Below are 19,707 nucleotides of genomic sequence, written 5' to 3' on the forward strand. Positions count from 1 at the left end.
TCGTTGTAGTCAGTGAATCACATGCAATTCGTAGCGGGCATCCGCACGGTCACGGTCGCCTTCTCTCGTGCACAGGAATGCGTCCCAGCCGAGGCGCGCACCGCCGCTCAGCATGCTGGGTCCCACCTCCTTGCGGCGCAGTACCAGCGAGACCTCATATTCGAGGGTCACGCCGGCGAGCAGCGTCAGCATGCGTTCGAGCGCCACGGCGCGGTCGGCGCCAGGTAAAAACGCTTCGTAGTCGGCCTTGTCGAGCGGCCCGATCACGAGCCGCGCGCGCATGTCGCGTTGCCAGACCCGCTCGCCCGCCAGCGCCGTTGCGCCGAGCGTCGCGTTGACACCGCCGAGCACGGTCAATTGATCGCGCGGCACGTCGTACCATTTGCCGACGAACTGCTCGACCCGCACCCGCACCTTAAAGTACTCGGACAGCGTACGCTGCAGATAGGCCGCTGAAACCGGCCGGTGCCGTGCGGCCAATGCATAACCGGCAATCGCTTCGTCGAATAGCGCGCCGTCGCCGCTTTGCAGACTGTTGCGCGTGTCGTCGTCGGCGACGCCTGCCAACGCGAGCAACAGCGGCAGATAACGTTCGTCGCGATCCAGTTCGTAGTGAAACGGCAACCGGTACTTCTTCCACGCCGCGTAGAACAGCGCAGTCGCGCGATTCGAAAACACGTCGAAGAATTCGCGTGCGGCCCGGTCGCGCTTGATCTGCTCACGCGCGATGATCTGCTCGGTGTAATGCAGCGGCAACGCGCCCTGCCCGCCGAGCAAACCGAAAAACGCCGGCGTGATATCGACCTTGTGAAGCGAACCCGCTTCGAGCGCGGCGGTGCGTTGCGGCTTCTCTTTCAGCGCCGTGCCTTCATCGTCGTAAGACTGTGCGCTGTGAATTTCGCTAGGCGGAAAAGACATCGACAGCGAATTGCGAAAGGCAATCCGCTGCGCGACGATTTCGCCGGGGCGTCCATGACTCGACGGCGTTTGTTGCGCGAACCACTTCTCGAGAATCCGCACCGCCTGAAAAAATTCGAAGCGATGCGGTTCGTCGAGAAGTTGCTCGACTACGCCAGGATCGATTCGCCGCTGCGCGGTTTGCATCGCAGAATCTCCTCGCCGGTGCGCTTCGACACGACGACCAGTTGCACAAAGCTGTTCAGATGCACGTACAGCCCGAAAAACGTATCGATCACCCGCACGAACGAAGCGAGACTCGTGCCGACGAAATGCTCTTCGTCGATCGTCAAACGAATCTCGATGCCGCGCACGAAAGTTGCAAACGGCTTGCCCGGCAACCATTGCACCGCTGCGCGCTGTTCGATGCCGACCAGACCGTCGATATGCCGCGCCGACACCGCCGTGCGCCGCAAATCGTAAAGCACCAGCATTTCCTTCAGCGCCGACAGGCCGCTATTGGCGAGCGACACATGATTCAGCGCCAGATGCGAAATCAGCCGCCAGTGCGAGGCGCGCCCGCGTTCGAAACGCACGCTAGGCGTCGGCCTGCGCAGCATTGTGATGCTGCCGGTCAAGGAGCCGCCTTCCAGAAACAGATCGCCGCCTTCAAGACCCACGGCGAGGCCGGCCGGCAGGTCGCGATTGGTACACGTCAGATCGAGACTCAGCGTATCGGTCTGCGGCGCGGCCGGCTCGAAGTCGATATCGACGATCGAGATTTCGGTCTCGTAGCCGGGGCTTTTCTGCGCGACCCAATCGTTGCGACACGCGAACCAGTAGTGTCCCGCACGCGCCGCTTCGCCGTGATGCAGCGAATAGAACGGCCGGAATTCGATCACCGATTCCTCATGCGCCTGCTGCCGGACGAGTTTCACCGAGTCGATCGAATAGACTTCGTACGCGAATGCCCGGCGCGCTTCGGCGATCACCGGGTACGAAATCGCCTGGTGACTGACGCGGATCGGCTCGCCGTGCTGTTCGAACAGATTCACGACCGGCGTGCAGAACAAGCGGAAATGATGCGCGGACAACGAATCCAGCAAGCGCGCGACGTGAGAATCGCTGCGCACTTCCTTGAGTACGATGTGCAGCGTCAGACGCTGGCAGCGACCGCTCGCGCGCGTCATCGCCGCCAGATCGAAATCGGTGAAGTTGAATTTTTCGGGGAAAGCAAAGTATTCGGTCAGCAACCGGTACGCCGGATGTGATTTGGCCGGATAGTCGATCAGCGCATCGTCTTCATCGAAACCGGCTTGTACGACCGGCGATTCGCGCAGTTGCGTCCACACACCGCGGCGGTCGGCTTCGACATAAGTGGCCATCGCGTTGACGAACAGGCAGTCCGCCAGCGCCGCGATAAACGACTGTTCGCCGTGCAGGTGCGTGCGCAACGTGCCGACTTTCAATGCGGAGAGATCGAGCTGCGCAGCCGTGGATTCGAACGTGATCGACACGATCGCCGTAGCGTTGCCTGGCAGGACGGTCGCGCTCGGCGCCATGGCCACCGATGTGTACTTCGCCTCCGAGATCCGGATCGGCGCCAGCGTCACGTCGTAGGCGGTCCGGAAACGGCATTGCACGCCGCGAATCGGTCGCGACTTGAGTTCGGTGCCACGCTCGACCAGCACCGGCTCGGTCAGATGGCTGAGCGCGGCCGAGGTGCCCAACTGCGCGATCGAGCACGATGGAAACGGCCGCAAGTAGTGCGGATACAGCACTTCCAGCAGCGCTTCGGTGAATTCGGGGTAATCGTCGTCGAGCTTCTTGTTGATACGCGCGCCCAGGAGCGCGAACGATTCGATCATCCGCTCGACGTGCGGATCTTCGCAGTGCTCGCCCGACATCGCGAGGCGCGCTGCGATCTTCGGATAGCGCTCGGCGAAATCGCGCGAATAGCGCCGCAAAAATGATAATTCGCGCTCGTAATACGGCAGCAATTCTTCCATCGATCTATCCCCGAACCTGAACCATCGCCGCCTGATCAGTCGCTGCCGTTGCGCGTTAACGGCGACGACAAAGCGGTACTCAAAACACTAAAACGCAGGTACTAAAGCTTCGCGCGTGCGCGCGTCACCGAATACTGCAGCGTGGAAGGCTGCAGCATCGCATCGAAACTCACCGGTTCTTCCGCCGGGTGCACCACCAGCAACGCCTGAATCGCAAAGTTCAGCGCGTTGGTGGATTGTTCGTTCAATTCGAGCGTGACCGCCACCTGCTGCAAGCGCGGCTCATGCCGTGCGATGGCCTGTTGAATCGATTTGCAGATAAACGTGCGGTCGTAGTGACTCGCCAGGCTCAAGCCCGCGAAATCGTTCAGCCCGTACGTGAGCACCGAGCGCTGACATTCCGGCAGCGCCGCCAGCTCGTGCTCGGTCAGGGCAATCCGGGTGTTCAGGATTGCCTCGACGTCGCGCGCAACGGTGGCCTTCAGCTCGTCCAACGACAATTGCCGCATCGCCGGGGAAGCCGGCAGATGCGGTTCGTCGTCGAACAGCTTGTCGAGAAAGCTGGGTTCGAAGCGTTTCATCAGCGTCCGAAAAACCGGTTCGATGCGAGGCGCGCGCGGCGGGCGTCAGCCTTTTCAGGCGCGCGCCGCGTGCGCCCCGGCATCAGACCGCGTACGTCTTGTCGTTCTTCGTCAGGCTCCATGCGCCTTGCGCGTTGCCGCCCTGGTTGCCGCCGATCTTCTGCTGCGTGTACTTCCACTGCACTGCAGCGTATTTCAGCGAGAACTGTTCGGTCGGCAGGCCTTCGCCCACCACGCTTGGCGTAGCGCTCGAGATGATCACGTACTTGAGCTTCACTTCCAGGTACTTGATGCGGTTGCCTTCGCCATCCGAACGCATGAAGTCGATCGTCACTTCGTCGAACGTCGTGCCGCCCGATGCGTGTTGATAGATCAGCGGGCTGACCACGTCGATGTCTTTCGTGAACTGCATGTCAGCGTGCTCGCAACGCTCGGACGTGTGACCGCCCGCCGTTGAAGCCGTTGCCGAACGCGGTTGCGTAATCGAGTGGCTCCACGAATCGATTTCGATCCAGCCAGCATGATCTTTATCGGCAGACTCGCCTTTGATCGCCGGATTGCCGAATTTTAAATAGATGTCCTTCATAACTCATCGACTCCCCAAAGAGGTGGTTTTAACAGCCTGCCCGTGCGGCCGGCACGGGCTTTCTGACTTCGTTTATGAATTTGCCGGTTTCGGCAGGTCAGCGACAAGCCGCAAAGAGATCGACAGCTCGTCCAGTTGAAAGTGCGGACGCAGGAATGCGACCGAACGATACGCACCAGGTTTGCCCGGAATCTCCGAGACCTGTATCGATGCCTCGCGCAGCGGAAACTGCGCTTTCTGCTCCTGAGTCGCGTTGTCGTCCAGCAGCACGTACTGCGAGATCCAACGGTTCAGGAATACTTCGACGTTCTGCGCCGATGCGAAGCTGCCGATCTTGTCGCGCATCATCGCCTTCAGGTAGTGCGCGACGCGCGATACCGAGAAGATGTACTGTAGCTGCGCGGACAGCACGGCGTTCGCATTCGCGCTATCGGTGCTGTATTTCTTGGGCTTCTGCACCGATTGCGCGGCGAAGAACGCGGCGTAATCCGAATTCTTGCAGTGCACGAGCGGAATGAAACCGAGGTCGCTCAGTTCCTTTTCGCGGCGATCGGTAATCGCGATTTCGGTCGGGCATTTCAGCGCAACTTCGCCGTCGTCGGTCTTGAACGTGTGGGTGGGCAGGTCTTCAACCAGACCGCCGCCTTCCACGCCGCGAATCGCCGCGCACCAGCCGAAGTCGTCGAATGCAGCCGTCAGGCGGGCGGCAAATGCCCACGCTGCGTTACACCACAGGTATTTGCTGTGATCGGTGCCGTCCACGTCTTCGACGAAGTTAAAGCCTTCCGCCGTGGCGCCGTCTTTCGGATTGAAAGGCAGGCGGCCGAGGAAACGCGGCAAGGTCAGGCCGACATAGCGCGAGTCTTCGGAGTCGCGGAACGACTTCCACTTCGCGTATTCGACGGTATCGAACACTTTGCCGAGATCGCGCGGCTTGCCGAGATCGGCAAACGTTTCGAGACCCATCAGTTCAGGCGACGCCGATGCGATGAACGGTGCGTGCGCCGCAGCTGCGACATGCGCCATCTGTTCGATGAAGTACACGTCTTCCGGCTGACGCGTCACTTCGAAGTCACCGATGATCGTGCCGAACGGCGCGCCACCGAACGTACCGAACTCTTCTTCATACACCTTCTTGAAGAGTGCGCTCTGGTCGAATTCGATCGCGTTCTTGAAGTCGCGCACGAGGTCGCGCTTCGGCGCGTGCAGCGCCTTGATCTTGACCGTCGAGCCGGTATTGCTTTCCTTGCACAGATAGTCGAGGCCGCGCCACGTGCTTTCCATGCGCTGGAATTGCGGTGCATGCATCACCGCGCTCAGTTGCGCAGAGATCAGGCGGTCGAGTTCCGCGACGCGCGCGTCGATGGTGGCCGACAGGTTGTCGGACATGACCACCGTGCCGTCGAGCACCTGGTGGACGAGCTCGCCGATCAGGTCTTTCGCGCGCGCGTGTTCGGAATCGGACTTCGCCACGCGGCTTTTCTCGACGATTTCGTCGAGCAGCATGGATTCCGTGCCGCTCTGCACGCTGGCGAGTTGGGCTGCTGCCGTTTGCTGGTTCATCTCACACCCCGTACGTACTTATTCGCCCTGCTTGTCGTGATCCGGCGCGCCGGCGTGCTGGTCTGCTGCGTTGCCCTGATCTTTCGCCAGCGTCTGCAACTGCTGCGTGTTGTTGAGCACTTCGCTCAGCAGGTCCTCGAGCTTGTCGTTGCCGGCCAGCTTGTTGCGCAGGTCGGCCAGCTTCGAACGCGCATCGAGCAGACGGCGCAGCGGTTCGATCTGCGCGACCACCTCATCCGGATTGAAATCGGCCATCGACTTGAAACGCAAGTCGACTGCAAATTTGCCGCCCGCCTCACTCAGGCGGTTTTCCACCTGAAACGCAGCGCGCGGCTCGATCGCTTTCATCACGTCGTCAAAATTGTCGCGGTCGATATTGACGAACTTACGATCGCGCAACTTCGGCTGCTCGACTTCGGACTGCCCTGCCAGATCGGCAACCACGCCGACGACGAACGGCAACTCCTTTATCTCGATCGCATCGCCGCGCTCAACTTCGTACGTCAGTTGAACGCGCGGAGGCCGCACTTTTTGCAAACGCTTCTGAATACTTTCTTTCTTCGCCATCGTCGGCTCCCGGATGCAGATAGGTCAGGCGTGTGGATCAGCGCAGCGCGCTGAACGGGTCGGACGCGCCGCCGCTTTGTGCGGCTTTGGCGGGTGCTGCAGGCGCAGCCGGGGCGGCAGGCGCCGCGGGGGCCGCCGGCGTAGCGGCCGGAGCCGCTGCGCTGGTGGTGGCATCCGGCGTATCCCCGGCCTTGCCCTTGGCAACGACGTGGCGAACGATGCGCTTCTTCTTCACGGCCGGCTTGTCGTTCGGGTCAGGCGGGAACAACGTGGCTTCGCCGAGCGTGTCGCGCAACTGCTTGGCGAGCGCTTGCGCGTCCGACTTCGCATCACCCGCGAGCGACGCATCCTGACGCAGTTCGCCGAGCGATTGCGTGGCCACGCGCAGGCCGGCTACCGCCAGCACGCTCTTGGCCTGACGATCCGTCTGGTCGCGCTGCAGCGCTTCTTGCGCGGCGACGATGGCCTGACCGTAGTGACCCTGAGTAAACTGGATCTGCGCAATGCGCGACCACGGTTCTTCACGGGTCGGATCGGATTTTGACAATTGCTGATAAAGCGCGATGGCGCGATCCTGATCACCGCCCTTGGCGACGGTATCCGCGTCCGCGAGTTGCTTATTAAAAGCCTCCGGTGTGGTCGCTGTGTTGTTGCCCTGTGTCGCGCAACCGGCAATCACGCCGCATGCCAACACTACCCCAGATAGTTTTACTAACAGACGCTCATTCATCGTTTTTCACCGACGTGCGATTTTTTTAATTCAAGGAGAAACCGGAGTTTTGCTTTGCTTCAACTGCGCGGGTATAGTACAGGCCAATTTTCGATAATTCAACTTTCGTGTGAAGAAGCATTGCACAAAAAAAATGCATGTGGATGATTTAAACGAAACATGCAGAAATTGTTTCCTGGCGCAATAGCCGCATTGTGGAGAGCGGAAAAAATTTCCGCCTACCGACCTGCAAACACGCGAGTGCCATAGAACAATGCACTTTGCATAAAGCGGCATTACGCGGCATAGCGTTGCTGCAAATTTGCGGGATTGAATTCGTTATTGATGTTTTGACGGGGGACGGCGCCGAGCCGGTCGATGTATATGAATTCGCGTCTTGTTCGCCATGCATCGCTATTGATTGCAACCGCCGCGGCGTGCGCGCTGCTGGGCGGCTGCGCGGCCGCCGTGCCGGCGCTGGGAGCCGCTGCCAACGCGGTTTTGCAGGCGAGCGGCCTCGGTAAGCCCGACGTACCCGATGCGCAAAAGCCACCACGTAATGTCGGCCTCACGTTATACGCCGCGTCAAATCTGAATGCCGCCAATGACAACCGCCCATTGGCGCTGGTCGTGCGGCTTTACGTGCTGAAAGACCCCACTTCATTCCAGCAGGCGCCATTCGACGCCTTTACCGATCCGGCCAAGGAAAAGACCATACTGGGTGGCGATCTGCTGGGCGTGCGCGAAGTGACACTGATCCCCGGTCAACGTTACGTCGTCACCGAAAAAGTCTCGCGTGAAGCGCAGGCATTCGGTATCGTCGCTCTATTCCGCGATCCGGCCATGCAACGCTGGAAATTCGCCTTCGACCCGGCGAAGTCGGAGAAATCCGGCATAATGATCGGCCTGCATAACTGTGCAATGACGGTGACCAACGGCACTGTGATCCCGCCAGAACAGGGATTGCCCGCCCAGCCGTTGAATATGCTTTCTTCGGTAAGCTGCGGCTAAAGATGCCGTGCAAATACGATTTAACAGTTTTTAGAGAATTAACAATGTGGCGTTCGAATCGTTTATCTCCGGACGCGTCACACGCTGAACGCATATAACAGGTTTGAGATGAGTTATTCAGCAAAAGTGCTCTGGGGGGAAGGCCTGTTTCTGAGGCCGCAGCATTTTCAGCGTCAGGACGCCTATCACGAGGCGCGCCTGTTCGAATCGATCCAGGCGATCCAGCCGTACAACTGGGGCGTGCGTTCGGCGCGCTTCGACCGCGACGCACTCGGCAGCAACGTGCTGCGCGTGAGCGAACTCTCGCTGGTGTTTCCGGATGGCGCGCTCTACTCAGCGCCGCAAGCCGACGGCCTGCCACCGCCGATCGCGCTCGACACGCTGCCAGACGGCATCAACGAATTTACCTTCTATCTCGCGCTGCATCCGTTGCGCGAAGCCGGCGCGAACTATTCACAAGACAGCAATGCAGGCTTCGTATCGCGTTACGTCAGCGAGCAAACACCGGTGGCCGATCATTTCACCGACGCCGCCGAAGCCGACATCACCTTCCTGAAGACCAGCGTCAAACTCATTGCGCATAGCGAGCCGCGCGACCAGTTGCTGTCGGTGCCGCTCGTGCGCGTTCGCCGCACCGCCACCTCGGGTTTTGAAATCGACGACACGTTCGTGCCGCCCTGCCTCGCGATCGATGCGTCGCCGATCCTGCATCAACGGCTGCGTCAACTGATCGACGCGCTGCAGGCCAAGGTCAACGCACTGTATGGTTTTCACCGCGAGCCGACCAAGAACATCATCGAGTTCCGCTCCGGCGACATCGCGTCGTTCTGGCTGCTGCACACCGCGAGCGCCGCGTTTGCCTCGCTCGCGCATCTTTATCAGCATTCGGCGCTGCATCCTGAACGCCTGTTCCAGGAGTTGCTGCGTCTGGCCGGCCAGTTGATGACGTTTTCGAAGGGCTATGCGCTGTCCGACCTGCCGGCTTACCGGCATGACGATCCCGGCCCCGGCTTTGCGCGTCTCGACACGATCCTGCGCGATCTGCTCGAAACCGTGATCTCCACGCGTTACTTCGCGATCGCGCTCGAAGAAGTGCGTCCGTCGTTCCATGCAGGCCGTCTCGACTCGGGCAAGATCGACGACAAAACGATGTTCTACATCGCGGTGTCCGCGGACATGCCAACCGCTGAACTGGTCGAAGCCGTACCCGCCCGCTTCAAGGTCGGCGCGCCGGACGACGTCGACAAGCTGGTGCTCTCGGCCATGCCGGGCGTGCGCCTCGTCTACACGCCGCAAGTGCCGCCCGCCATTCCGGTGCGGCCGGGCGCATGCTACTTCTCTTGCGAATCGCGCGGCGCATTGTATGACCGCATGTTGCAGGCCCAATCGGCAATGATCTACGCGCCGTCGGGCATCAACGATCTTCAACTCGAACTGATCGCCGTCACATCATGAGCTACGCGCCTTCCCTGTTTGGCGGCAGCACGCCTGCCGCGACGCCCGCCCCCATGACCGAGCCGAGCTATCAGGTCCGCTCGCTGCTCGATCTGCTCTACGACGGCTTCTTCATGCTGTTTCTGTTGAAGAACGGCCGCGAGCCTGGCGACGCGCACGAATTCAGCCAGCGCATCCAGCAGTTTCTCGGCGACTTCGAGCGCGGTGCGAAAAAGCTCAACGCGTCGGCGGAAGATGTCTACGCGTCCAAGTTTGCGTTCTGCGCCGCCATCGACGAATCGGTGTTGTCATCCACCTTCAAGATCCGCACGGAATGGGAGCGTCGGCCGTTGCAACTGGTGCTGTTCGGCGAGCAACTGGCAGGCGAGAAATTCTTCCAGTATCTCGAGGAATGCCGCGCGCAGGGTGCCGCGCGTTTACAGTCGCTCGAAGTGTTCCACATGTGCCTGCTGCTCGGCTTCCAGGGCAAGTATCTGCTCGAAGGACCGGAGAAGCTCGCCTATCTGACCGCACGCATCGGCGACGAAATCGCGCATATGAAAGGCAAGCGCGCACCGTTCGCGCCGCATTGGCCGCTGCCGGATCAGGTGGCGCACCGGCTCAAGCGCGAGGTGCCGTTGTGGTCGATCGGCGCGGTGTTCGCGCTGGTTGGGCTGCTCGCTTATCTCGGCCTGAACACTTACCTGAAAGATCAGACGTTGCGCACGCTCGCTCCGTATTCGCAGGTGGTCAAGCTCGGCCCGCAATCGGCCACGTTGACGATTTCGCTGCCGTAAATCAGAACGGCAACGCGTAACGAAAAAGGCGGCCCGTGAAAACGGGCCGCCTTTTTTAGTGCGAGACGAACGCTTCGAAGCGTCGACGTACCGCCGACGCCTGACTGCCTGCTCCGCTTACTGCGACTCTTCCGCCCACACGGCGTTTTCACGCGCCATCAGCGCCGTCGACGCAGCCGGCCCAAACGTGCCTGCCGTATAACCACGCGGCTTGTCGCCCGACTTGGCCCAGCCATCCAGAATCGGTTCGGCCCACGCCCATGCGGCTTCGAGTTCGTCACGGCGCATGAAGTGCGTGAGGCGTCCGCGAATCACGTCGATCAACAAACGCTCGTATGCTTCCGCGCGACGCTCGGTGAAAGCCTGCTGCAAGTCCAGGTTCAGATTCACCGGCAACATGTGCATGCCGCTGCCGGGTTCCTTCGCGAGCATCTGCAACTGGATCGACTCTTCCGGCTGCAACTGGATCACGAGACGGTTGCCGTAATTGCGCCCACCGCTCGGAATGATCGAGAACGGCAATTCGGAAAACTCGATAACGATTTCCGATACCTTCTTCTGCAGACGCTTGCCGGTGCGCAGGTAAAACGGCACGTTGGCCCAGCGCCAGTTGTTGATATGCGCGCGCAGCGCGACGAAAGTCTCGGCGCGGCTGCCGGCCGGCACATTGTCTTCCTCGAGGTAGCCCTTCACCGGCTCGCCGTTTACCGCGCCGGCCGTGTACTGGCCGCGCACGGTATCGCGCGCGATATCCTCGGGCGTCATGGGGCGCAGCGAGCGCAGCACCTTGAGCTTCTCGTCGCGCACCGCATCCGGATCGAGCGACACCGGCGGCTCCATGGCGACGATGCACAGCAACTGCAGCAAGTGGTTCTGCACCATGTCGCGCAGCGCACCGGTTTTATCGTAGAAGCCCGCGCGGCTGCCCACCCCGACCTCTTCGGCCACGGTGATCTGCACGCGCTTGATATACGGCGCCTGCCACAACGGACCGAAAATCGCGTTGCCAAAGCGCAGCACCATCAGGTTCTGCACGGTTTCCTTGCCGAGGTAATGATCGATCCGATAGATCTGCGCCTCGCTGAAATGCTTGCCAACCGCCGTGTTGATCTCCTGCGCGGACGCCAGATCGTGGCCCAGCGGTTTCTCGAGCACCACCCGCGAATTCTCGTCGACCAATCCCGCCGCCGAAAGGTTTTCGCAGATATTCGTGAACAGATCCGGCGAGGTCGCGAGATAGAACACGCGCCGCACGCCTTCGCGCGACACTTCCTTCAGACGCTGGTAGTCCTCGACCGAATCGACGTCCATGCGCACGTACTCGAACAGCGCGAGGAATTTGTCCCAGGCGGTGGCATCGAACGCCTTCTTTTCGATGAAGGGCTTCGCCTTCGCTTCCATGAATTCGCTGATGTACTCCTCACGCGACCACGGCTTGCGGCCGATCGTGATAATGCGGGTGTCCGGCGGCAGATTGCAGTGCAGATGCGCCATGTAGAGCGCGGGCAGCAGCTTGCGAAATGACAGGTCGCCGGTGCCGCCGAAGATGATCATGTCGAGCGGCAGGTTGGGAGTGGCTGAAGCGTGTTGGGTCGTCATAGCGCGATCGCAGCGTCGTGGTAGGCGTCAAGTCAACAGACAAAGGGCAAAAAACGCCGGCGGACCGGCGCTTTTTTCTGGCAAACGCCTATGGTGCAACGTTTTGAGATTGTTTGCACGGCAACATGTGCCGCAGGTTGGCGCAAGATGCCAATTAGGACCTGCGAACCGCAACGTGCCGGACGCTGCGAACGGTCCGCGATCAGGCGCCTGACAAGGCTTCGCGCGCCACGCGGCAGGCCGCCAGATCCCACGCCGCGCAGCCGACACTTTTAAAAACAATCGGTTGTTTCGACGGCAACAAAGCGGCGTTGTCCACCACGGTGGCAATTCCACCGACCCGCGCCCAATCGACACCGGCCTGAATGAAATCGCCGGCTTCATGCCTCGCGCCGGCTTCGTCGTCGACGAACAGCGCGCTGCCTGCGATCGTGCGCGCGCCGATCTCGACCATAGCCGGTGTGAACGCGCCGACGCCGATCACGAGCCGGTCCGCGCGCGCGGCTTCGTCGTAGACGGCCTGCTTGCTGGTGGTCAGCGCAATCACCACGTCGATCGAATCAGGGATGGCCGCGTTGGAGTCGGCCAGCGGTCGCAGTTCGTGCGCGCTGCCGCCATGCGCACCCTGCGCAGCATGTGCGGCGCAAAACGCTTCGGCCCGCGCGGGCGCACTGCCCTTCACCCACACGCGAGCGTCGGGAAACAATTCGCCGATCGCTTCCAGATGATTCACCGCCTGCGTGCCGGTGCCGATCAGCAGGAATTCGCGCGGCCTTGCCGGCGCGAAAGTGCGTACGCCGAGCATCGACATCGCCGCCGTGCGGCGCCCGGTCACCGTCGGGCCATCGAGGATGAAGAGCGTCTCGCCGGTATCGGCGTCGAAGGCCATCACCTGGCCGTGGATCGTCGGGATGCCGCGTGGTCGATTGCTCGCGCATACGTTGACCAGCTTGTGGATCGCGAGATCGGGCGCGGTGGCCGGCATCGATAGCATGATGCCGCCCTCGTTGAGCGGCACGACGAGCCGTTCAGGACTCACAACCCGTTGCTGTGCGTAGTCGATGCTCGCACGCCTCAATGCGTCGACGAGCGTCGCGTACGGAATCAGCCGCGCGGTGGCGGCAGCGTCGAAAATCTGTGTGGTCGGGCGGGTCATATGCGGGCTTTTCCTGTCCAGGCGAGTTGATGCGTTCGATTCAGCGCACCAGACACGCGGCTGTTCCGGGAATCGGGAACAAGCGATTCTACGACGCGCTGCGCGCCGTGGGGCCGGATCGCGGGAACGCGGGCACGCGGCTGCAGCGCAGGAATTGGCCTGCCTTACCGAAAAGCAGCGGCGCGCCGCCGCTAGGGTCATTGCGAAACGGCGTCGTCTTTGGCGTCGTCTTTCTTGCCGTCCTCGAACATCGCGCGGCACGCCGGACTGAGTTCGTCGAGGTGCTGCTTCATGCAGGCGGTGATTTTTGCCTTGCTCGGGATGTGGGCGGCGCAGAAATGCATCGCGTCGCTGCGACAGGCCTTGGCCCGGTCGTCCTGGGTAGCCGCATGCGCTGCGGTGACGGCGCCGAGCGCGACGAGGCCGGCAGCAAGCACGGCATAGGTTCGCTTCATGACGGGCTCCGGTATCGCAAAAGTCGGCGTGAAGCTCCTCAGCAGAAAACGGGCCCGATCATTGCGTTCGCCGTGCGGCTTGCCGGTTGCCGTATCTAGCGCACGCTGCGGGTGAGCGTCATGCCACGCCCTGCGTAGAAACGCGCCACCGTGGCGAACGGCAAATAGACATCCGCCTGGTGAGGCGCAATGCCCGACGGATTATGAAACCATACGCCATCGCGATCGCGCCCGTGCAGCAGGATCAGATGCCCGCCCTGGCTCTGATTCGGCCGCTCCGGATAACGGATCTCGGGGCTCACGGAAACGATCGCCAGCGTGTCGCCGTCGATGCGCACGGCGATCTCTTCGAGCGGCGCCTGCGGCAGCACTTCGACCTGAATACCGAATGCCTCGCCGAGCCAGTCGGCGAACGGCTGGTAGATCAAACCGTCGACGCCACCGTCGTCACGCAGCCGGTACACGCCGTGGCGCAACGCTTCGTCCAGCAACGCGGCGCGCGGCGCGTGTTCGATGCGCCAGTAATCGAGCGCGGATTCGAGGCAGGTCAGACCGCACAGGCGTTTCGCCCAGAAACGGTAACGCTCCGGGTCGGCAAAACCGCTCTGCTGCCAGTGTGGATCGTCGCATGGGTCGCCCTCTTGTTCGACGATGTGGCGCACCCATTCGGGGCTGCCCCATTGCGTGTGGTACGGCACCTCGGTGTGGCGTAGTGTCGGTTGGTTCATGAATCGCGCGGAGTCGGTGGCAAATATTTTCACAGCATGCTACACGGCCGGCCCAGCGGAGCGCACGCATACGGAATTTATTCGTCATGCAGATATTTGCCGTTTATTCGCCAGACAGATATTTGTCGAATATGCGTCACACGAATATTTGACAAATATCTGTGTGACGCATAAAGTGTGTTTATTCGTCTCGCGGATAATTTGCCATGATCCACCTTGTCGCCACGCCGGACCAAATGGCCCAACTGCTCGCTGCCGGTCGGCGCCAGGCCGGCCTCACCCAGGCTGACGCCGCCGCGCGCATCGGCGTGAGCCAGAGCCGCATCTCGGCGCTGGAAACCGACGCCACCGCCCTTACCCTCGCACAATTGCTGGCGCTGTGCGGCGCCTACGGCCTGCAATTGCAGGTACGCGACAAGAACCAGCCGGTGCCTGAACCGGCGCCTTTGGTCGAGTGGTAAGCATGGGCCGCCAAACGCATTCGCGGGCGCTTTCGGTGTGGGCCAACGGCGAGCGCGTCGGCGTCTGGCGCCTGCCCACCCGCGGCCCCATGGAGTTCGCTTACGACCCCGCATGGGTCGCCTCGCCCGCGGGCCGGCCGCTTTCGCTCTCGCTGCCGTTCGCGCCGAGCAACGTGGCGAACAAAGGGCCACGGGTGCTCAACTATTTCGACAATCTGCTGCCCGACAGCGAGGCCATCAGAAAGCGCATCGCCCAGCGCTACCAGACTGATACGCTCGATGCATTCGATCTGCTGCAAGCCATCGGCCGCGATTGCGTGGGCGCCGTCCAGTTGCTGGCCGAAGACGACGCGCCGGCCGGCGTCGAACGCATCGAGGGCACGCCGCTCTCCGACAGCGAGATCGAGACCATGCTGGCGCGCACCGTCAGCAACCCCGCCCTCGGCGCAGCCGACGAAGCAGACGATTTCCGCATCTCGCTCGCCGGCGCGCAGGAGAAAACCGCCCTGCTGTGGCACGACGGCAAGTGGCAGCGCCCGCATGGCGCCACGCCTACCACGCACATTTTCAAGCTGCCGCTCGGGCTGGTCGGCAACAAGCTCGCCGACCTCAGCACCTCGGTCGAAAACGAATGGCTGTGTCTGCGGATTCTGCGCGTCTATGGCCTGCCGGTGGCCAACACCGAGATCATGACGTTCGGCAAGCAGCGGGTGCTGAGCGTCGAACGCTTCGACCGGCAACTGCATTCGAGCGGGCAATGGCTGCTGCGCCTGCCGCAGGAGGACTTCTGCCAGGTGTACGGCGTGCCGTCGCATCGCAAGTACGAAAACGAAGGCGGTCCGGGCCTGCTGGACCTCGCGCGGATTCTCCAGCAATCGGTGTCGGCGCAACAGGACATCGAAACGCTGCTGGCAAGCCAGATCCTGTTCTGGATGCTGGCGGCGCCGGACGGCCACGCCAAGAACTTCAGCATTCGCCTGCTGGCGGGCGGTCAGTACCGTCTCACGCCGCTTTACGACGTGATGTCGATCTGGCCGGTGGAGGGTAACGGCCCGAACCAGTGGTCATGGTTCAAGGCCAGGCTCGCCATGGCGATGTGGTCGCGCAGCAAACACGACGCCTTCCGCGACGTGCAGCGGCGCCATTTCAACACCATGGCGCCAAGGTGCTCATACGGTGCGAACGCCGAACCGTTGATCCAGCGGCTGATCGAACAGACGCCGGCGGTCATCGCGCGGGTCTCGGCCGAATTGCCCGAGCGCTTTCCGGGCAAGGTTGCCGAGCGGATTTTCAAAGGCCTGAAAAACTCGGCGGCCAAGCTCGACACAATGCCGCCCGCGTAACGGCGGGTGAGGGTAAATTCAATCGGAATTACTTACAGATTCCGCCCGGTTTAATCGGTAAAATACATTCGATGCTAAAAGCATAAACAGATCGCCGAATGTGTCCGTTCGCACCTCGCACCGACAGGTTTGGCGGCAGTCATACCAAAACACAGGCCGTGAGACTTTTTGCGGTACATTTGCTGTCCCCCGCGTAGCCGCGTCAATGCGCATCCAATGTGCGTGGCCGCGCTGCGCGTGCCATATCGCATGCCCCCAGCCACCCTTCAAGAAGGCAGATCCTCACGCAGTATGACCAACGAAACAAACTCACCTGACTCCATTGCCGTCGCCGAGCGCGTGCGCGAGTTGATGAGCCGGCATGGAATCGGCAAACGCCAGCAGACCACTGAGCTATGCCGCATCCTCGATCTGAGTTTTTCGCAGGGACACCGCAAGCTGCGCGGCAACAGCCCGTGGACTCTCTCGCAGATCAAGAAGGTTGCCGAGGTGTTCGGCGAACCTGCCGCTCAGCTATTCGGCGCACAGTCGCTCGATCCAGGCATGGTCGGCGCCATCGCCCAGGAGGCGGTGTTCTGCGTCGGCGCGATCGAGCTGGCCTGCACCGCATGGGTCGGCGCCGCGCTCGAACCGGGCAGCCGCCCTGAATTTGTCGCGTACTCGAAGCTCGGCCAATGGCGCGTGGCGCGCCACGACGGCACGCTTTACCAAAGCGCCTACGAAGTCCACAAGATCGAGATCTATCCGCGCCGCGCCGAGACCGACAAGCCGACCATCGCCGTGGTGGACGACGATCAGGCCTCCGCCGACAACCTGCGCGACTATCTCGAGGGCAGCGGTTTCGCGGCGGTGGCGATCTACGGCCTCGCGGCGTTTGCCGAACAACTGCAAACGCAGATCTTCGACGGCGTTGTGATCGATTGGCTGTTCGGCTCACAGACCTCGGCGGCAGCGATCCGCGCAGTGCGGGCATCAGAGAATCCGGACGCGCCGATTTTCGTGCTGACCGGCGAACTGCTGACCGGCAAGGCCAGCGAATCGGAGATCAGCGAGGTCATTCGCAATTACGACGTTGCGTGCTATGAAAAGCCCGCGCGTATGGCGATCCTGGTCGCCGATCTGTCCAAGCGCCTCAACCGGCCTTGATGATGCATACGCCGGCAAGCGGCTGAAGGTGCGTGCTCAGGTTGAGCCCTCCTCCAACTGCGTTTCCTCAAGGCGTCACGTCACACCGTATGCCGCGAAGCCAAAGCTCGCTGCAACGCACTGCGCAGTTCCTCGTAATGTACTGGCTTTAATAACGCTTCAAAGAACGGCTGCAAGCCGGCTTCTCCCGCTTCCCCTGCCGCCCCACCCGCACTACCTACGCTATCCGCCTCTGGCGCATACGCGCTCACCACGATCACTGGAACACCCGACGATGGCCCCCCGCGTGCCGCGAAATCCGCAAGGAACGTATAACCGTCGCGATCCGGCATATGCAGATCGAGCAACACCACGTCACAGCGACGCGCGTCGAGCCACGCGAGTGCATCGTCGGCATTGGAAACGGCGTGCGCGTCGAAATCCATGTGCGCGATCATTTCGCTGAGCGACTCGCGAATCAGCCGGTTGTCGTCGACGATCAACACGCACGGGCGCGCGCCGCCTGGTTCGGCCTGCGCCGTCACGCCGGGCGGCACGGTTGCCGCGACCGGCGTGACCGGGATCGTCACCGTAAAGGTCGTGCCCTCGCCCACCGCGCTCGCCACGTCGACGGCACCGCCGAACAGCCTGACCAGCCCCTGCACGATCGCGAGCCCCATCCCCGCGCCCTCGAAGCGGCGCGTGCGCGACGCGTCCAGTTGCGTGAACTCCTGGAAGATCAGCGGAATTTGCTCATGCGGCACGCCCGGCCCCGTATCGCTGACGACGAAGATCAGGACCGCCGGCCGCTGCCTCAGTTGCACGCGGACCGTGCCGGTTTCGGTGTAGCGAATTGCGTTGGTGACGAGGTTGTTGACGATCTGGCGGATGCGGTGCGGATCGGAATCGACGAGGCCGCTCATGCCGCTTGCCTCGCTTTCCAGCTTGAGCCCGCGCGCGGCGGCCGACATCGCGTGTTCGTCGACGATCGACGCCAGCAGCTCGCGCGGCTCGAAACGCTCGTGACGCAACTCGAGCTTGCCGGCGCCGAGGCGCGCGTAGTCAGTCAGGTCTTTCATCTGTGCTTCCAGATGCCGCCCCGCGGTTTCGAGACGCTGGATCACCTTGCGGTCGGCCTCGGAGTGATAGTTGAAGCCCAGCAATTCGATCGACGACACGATCGCATGCAACGGCGTGCGCAGTTCGTGGCTGATCATGCCGAGAAACGCATCCTTCGCGAGACTCGCCTCGCGTGCCGCGCGGCTCGCCTGATGCTCCGCTTCAAGCGCCGCGTGCTGCTGATGCATCAGGCGCATGCGGCGCCGGCCGTTGAGCACCAACAGTGTGGTCGCGGCCGCGGACAACAACAGCAGCAACAGGCCGCCTGCGAACAGCATACGGCGCTTGTCGATGAAATCGCGGTTCATCGCCTCACGATCGGCCACGTCGGCGAAACGGCGGCTCAACGCGAGATCGTTGACCTCGTTCCAATGCTGACGCAACTCCACGACAATCTTGTCGGCGCGGCTGCGGTCCTTCGGCAACGCATCCACCTCAGGCTGAATCCCATCCAGCAAATGATCGAGCGACTGGATTTCGTCCTGTTGCCGTTGCAGCAGCGCGAGCTGAGTAGTCAGCCTGCGTGTCGAACCGGCCATCACGTGCAGCTTTGATTGCAGCAACTGGTAGCGCAGCATGAGCCGCGGATAGTCGTCGTCGACACCGGATTGATACAGCAGCAACTGGTTCTCGAAACGCGCGTAGGCGATCTGCAGTTGCGCTGCGTCCCAATAGAAACCATCGTACTGACCGGTCAACTGTTCGGTGGCGCGCGGATTGAGCAGGTTCGCGTACAACAGATAGCCGATCGCGCCTGCCGGCGCCGCCAGCGCGGTCAGCCAGATCAACACATAGAGGACACGACGCAAGGGGCGGCGTGTTATTTGACGATGAGTGCCTTGATCTGCCATACGAATTTAGAATCGCCCGCCGCGCCCATGAGTTCATCGGGAAACGCGTCGCGCGGATAGATAAGAAACAGCGGCCCGAAGTCGCTGATCTTCAGGCGCCGGCCGTTCATGCTGTACGCAACGACCACGCCGTAGCGATCGCAGTCCGTCACCGGAATGGTGTACGTATAGTCGTCGAGCGTATGGATCTCGACTGCGCTGCCGGATGCGCCGACTGTCTTCAGGATATCCGCGAGCAGCGGTCCTGTGAAGGTGGAACGCGGAGTCCAGGTGGTGGCGGTCGTAATCGAATGAGCTGGCAGCGCGAGCAGTTGCGCGTCGGTGAAGTGATACAACTGGTGCGTCGCATCGTTGGTCTTGCTGATCTTGCCCTTCACATCGAGCGATAGCGGCAACGACTCTGCCTGCGCCTGTGCCTGCATGCTCCACGCGGCGAAAGCGAGGAGCAGACCCAGCCCCCACCATGCGCCCCGGACCACGCCTTTCCTGCCATTCACCGCTATGCCCGCCTTGGTCATCTTCATCTGTTTGGTCATTCCATCGTTTGTTATTTTGCGGGCGGCTGCGCTGCGCCGGCTCAACCGGCCAGCGGACCTGCAGCATCCTCGCCGTTGCCCTTGCCCGTTTGCCGCCGCGGCGGCGGTCTTTGCGACACGCCCCGTCCGGCGGCGCGCGTCACCCCGACGCGCGATCTTTGAACCGCATGCATAATATCG

General features: G+C 61.9%; 19 protein-coding genes. 6 read left to right on the top strand and 13 right to left on the bottom strand.

What is annotated here, in order from left to right; translation table 11 throughout:
- Positions 1-9 precede the first annotated feature (9 nt).
- The 7 genes from tssG to P3T25_RS36020 form a co-directional block, all read right to left on the bottom strand.
- Positions 10-1,104, bottom strand: coding sequence for a type VI secretion system baseplate subunit TssG (gene tssG, locus P3T25_RS35990; protein WP_154561524.1), 1,095 nt, complete (start codon positions 1,102-1,104; stop codon positions 10-12).
- A complete protein-coding gene (gene tssF / locus P3T25_RS35995) occupies positions 1,068-2,906 on the bottom strand; it encodes a type VI secretion system baseplate subunit TssF (RefSeq protein WP_429361818.1) in 1,839 nt (612 codons plus the stop codon). Before tssF ends, tssG begins: the two co-directional genes overlap by 37 nt.
- Before the next feature lie 101 nt (positions 2,907-3,007).
- Positions 3,008-3,487 carry a type VI secretion system baseplate subunit TssE gene (gene tssE, locus P3T25_RS36000; protein WP_054036473.1) on the bottom strand — a complete coding sequence of 160 codons (480 nt, stop codon included), beginning with the start codon at positions 3,485-3,487 and terminating at the stop codon, positions 3,008-3,010.
- 82 nt (positions 3,488-3,569) lie between these two features.
- Positions 3,570-4,073, bottom strand: coding sequence for an Hcp family type VI secretion system effector (locus P3T25_RS36005; RefSeq protein ID WP_054036475.1), 504 nt, complete (start codon positions 4,071-4,073; stop codon positions 3,570-3,572).
- Between the two features lie 72 nt (positions 4,074-4,145).
- Positions 4,146-5,636: a type VI secretion system contractile sheath large subunit gene (tssC, locus tag P3T25_RS36010; RefSeq protein WP_429361821.1), complete on the bottom strand. Its 1,491-nt coding sequence runs from the start codon at positions 5,634-5,636 to the stop codon at positions 4,146-4,148.
- 18 nt (positions 5,637-5,654) lie between these two features.
- A complete protein-coding gene (tssB, locus tag P3T25_RS36015) occupies positions 5,655-6,203 on the bottom strand; it encodes a type VI secretion system contractile sheath small subunit (RefSeq protein WP_154561528.1) in 549 nt (182 codons plus the stop codon).
- A 37-nt stretch (positions 6,204-6,240) separates the two neighbouring features.
- Entirely contained in the window at positions 6,241-6,933 is a 693-nt protein-coding gene (locus P3T25_RS36020) for a tetratricopeptide repeat protein (protein ID WP_154561530.1), read from the bottom strand.
- Positions 6,934-7,296: 363 nt separating this feature from the next.
- Between P3T25_RS36020 and tssJ the strand changes: the two genes are divergently transcribed.
- From tssJ to icmH, 3 genes are all read left to right on the top strand, one after another.
- A complete protein-coding gene (gene tssJ / locus P3T25_RS36025; protein WP_154561597.1) occupies positions 7,297-7,923 on the top strand; it encodes a type VI secretion system lipoprotein TssJ in 627 nt (208 codons plus the stop codon).
- A 108-nt stretch (positions 7,924-8,031) separates the two neighbouring features.
- Positions 8,032-9,378 (top strand): type VI secretion system baseplate subunit TssK, encoded by a 1,347-nt coding sequence (gene tssK / locus P3T25_RS36030; RefSeq protein ID WP_093638429.1) that lies wholly within the window; start codon positions 8,032-8,034, stop codon positions 9,376-9,378.
- Positions 9,375-10,154 (top strand): type IVB secretion system protein IcmH/DotU, encoded by a 780-nt coding sequence (icmH, locus tag P3T25_RS36035; protein ID WP_093638426.1) that lies wholly within the window; start codon positions 9,375-9,377, stop codon positions 10,152-10,154. Before tssK ends, icmH begins: the two co-directional genes overlap by 4 nt.
- A gap of 117 nt (positions 10,155-10,271) precedes the next feature.
- Here the strand turns inward: icmH and zwf are convergent, their stop codons facing one another.
- The 4 genes from zwf to P3T25_RS36055 form a co-directional block, all read right to left on the bottom strand.
- Entirely contained in the window at positions 10,272-11,753 is a 1,482-nt protein-coding gene (zwf, locus tag P3T25_RS36040) for a glucose-6-phosphate dehydrogenase (RefSeq protein ID WP_266239162.1), read from the bottom strand.
- Positions 11,754-11,955: 202 nt separating this feature from the next.
- Complete coding sequence (gene lhpI, locus P3T25_RS36045) at positions 11,956-12,909, bottom strand: bifunctional Delta(1)-pyrroline-2-carboxylate/Delta(1)-piperideine-2-carboxylate reductase (protein WP_154561536.1); 954 nt, start codon at positions 12,907-12,909, stop codon at positions 11,956-11,958.
- A gap of 197 nt (positions 12,910-13,106) precedes the next feature.
- Positions 13,107-13,364 (bottom strand): hypothetical protein, encoded by a 258-nt coding sequence (locus tag P3T25_RS36050; protein WP_154561538.1) that lies wholly within the window; start codon positions 13,362-13,364, stop codon positions 13,107-13,109.
- A gap of 95 nt (positions 13,365-13,459) precedes the next feature.
- A complete protein-coding gene (locus P3T25_RS36055) occupies positions 13,460-14,092 on the bottom strand; it encodes a C39 family peptidase (protein WP_171927018.1) in 633 nt (210 codons plus the stop codon).
- Between the two features lie 206 nt (positions 14,093-14,298).
- Here P3T25_RS36055 and P3T25_RS36060 point away from each other — a divergent pair, with 206 nt between their 5' ends.
- From P3T25_RS36060 to P3T25_RS36070, 3 genes are all read left to right on the top strand, one after another.
- Positions 14,299-14,553: a helix-turn-helix transcriptional regulator gene (locus P3T25_RS36060; RefSeq protein ID WP_054036490.1), complete on the top strand. Its 255-nt coding sequence runs from the start codon at positions 14,299-14,301 to the stop codon at positions 14,551-14,553.
- A gap of 2 nt (positions 14,554-14,555) precedes the next feature.
- The gene (locus tag P3T25_RS36065; protein WP_429361826.1) at positions 14,556-15,896 is read left to right on the top strand and encodes a type II toxin-antitoxin system HipA family toxin; all 1,341 of its coding nucleotides are present in this window, start codon (positions 14,556-14,558) and stop codon (positions 15,894-15,896) included.
- 291 nt (positions 15,897-16,187) lie between these two features.
- On the top strand, positions 16,188-17,042 hold the full coding sequence (locus P3T25_RS36070; protein ID WP_266239161.1) for a helix-turn-helix domain-containing protein: 855 nt from the start codon (positions 16,188-16,190) through the stop codon (positions 17,040-17,042).
- 80 nt (positions 17,043-17,122) lie between these two features.
- Here the strand turns inward: P3T25_RS36070 and P3T25_RS36075 are convergent, their stop codons facing one another.
- Positions 17,123-18,991, bottom strand: coding sequence for an ATP-binding response regulator (locus P3T25_RS36075; protein ID WP_429361828.1), 1,869 nt, complete (start codon positions 18,989-18,991; stop codon positions 17,123-17,125).
- Complete coding sequence (locus tag P3T25_RS36080; protein WP_266239208.1) at positions 18,961-19,509, bottom strand: molybdopterin-dependent oxidoreductase; 549 nt, start codon at positions 19,507-19,509, stop codon at positions 18,961-18,963. The genes P3T25_RS36075 and P3T25_RS36080 overlap by 31 nt, the downstream gene beginning before the upstream one ends.
- Between the last annotated feature and the right edge of the window lie 198 nt (positions 19,510-19,707).

The sequence above is a fragment of the Paraburkholderia sp. GAS32 genome (genome assembly GCF_050434225.1).
In the GTDB taxonomy this organism is placed as follows: Bacteria; Pseudomonadota; Gammaproteobacteria; order Burkholderiales; family Burkholderiaceae; genus Paraburkholderia; species Paraburkholderia madseniana.